Source organism: Pseudomonas fuscovaginae SE-1 (genome assembly GCF_000364705.1).
Taxonomy (GTDB): domain Bacteria; phylum Pseudomonadota; class Gammaproteobacteria; order Pseudomonadales; family Pseudomonadaceae; genus Aquipseudomonas; species Aquipseudomonas fuscovaginae_A.
The window spans coordinates 1-1,017 of record NZ_AQOH01000352.1; the positions used below are offsets into that span (position 1 = coordinate 1).

The window sequence follows — 1,017 nt, forward strand, 5'->3', positions numbered from 1 at the left end:
CTTCCGACCAAACCATATTCCACCGCTTCTTCGGAGGTTAGCCAAAAATCCCTGTCCGTGTCTCTTTCTATCTTGCTTAACGAATGGCCTGTGGCTTCAGAAAAAATTCTGTTTAACCGCTCTTTCATCCAGGAAATTTCTTTTGCATAAATGCTGATATCAAGCACGCTCCCCTGAAACCCACCCGACGGCTGATGTAATAAAAATCGAGTATTGGGCAGCGCATAGCGATTTTCCTTTTCAGCGGCCACATAGATCAACGCCCCCGCGCTCGCAACCCAACCAGAACCGATGGTGATTACTTTCGGCCTGATAAATCTGATTGCGTCAAAAATCATATCGCCAGACTCGACATGACCACCAGGAGAACTAATAAACACTTTAATTGGGTCATCCCCCCGATGGGCAAGGGCATGCAGCTGTTGAACCACCTCCTTGGCCAAAATATGATTGATCTCTCCAGTCACAAAAATTTTTCGGGCATCAGCAATATCATCCAAAAGCCTACCCCGTATCGAACCATATACTTCTTCGACCTCACCACTCATGCTTCCCCTCATATCACCGCCTACACCATCATGAATAAAGTTAATTAAAATTCAGATCCTCAATCATCCGTTCAAACTCCTGATCACTCACACCATCAAGCTTTACGTCGACACCGATAGACTGTAAAAATAAAACATACTCGGACAACAAATTGCTTCCATTTACGGCATCATAAAGACGAAGTGAACATACCGAAAAATCGTATGACTGATACACCATATGGAATACGCACGCCAATTTCACCAATCGCGGTCCAACGCGCCAAAAATCAAGATCAGTGAAGCTTCTAAAATAAAAGGCATCGGACCACAACCATTGATTCATTCCATTGATAGGACTACCGTCAACCTTCACTCCGAAAGGAGAACGTGTTCCATACCCCGTAAAGCAATGAAATGTAAAACCTTGGTCACTCAAGAATTTATCGACATCCCGAAAAAGGGGTTGCTTTTTATACTTCTCGACGAA

General features: G+C 44.1%; 2 protein-coding genes. Both read right to left on the minus strand.

Going from position 1 to position 1,017, the window contains the following annotated elements; translation table 11 throughout:
• Nucleotides 1–548: ATP-dependent Clp protease proteolytic subunit (locus K675_RS31495; protein WP_157384003.1), on the minus strand; the 548-nt coding region annotated here is incomplete at its 3' end.
• 40 nt (nucleotides 549–588) lie between these two features.
• Nucleotides 589–1,017, minus strand: a 429-nt coding sequence (locus K675_RS33830; RefSeq protein ID WP_232434490.1) for a hypothetical protein, incomplete at its 5' end; no start/stop codon positions are given.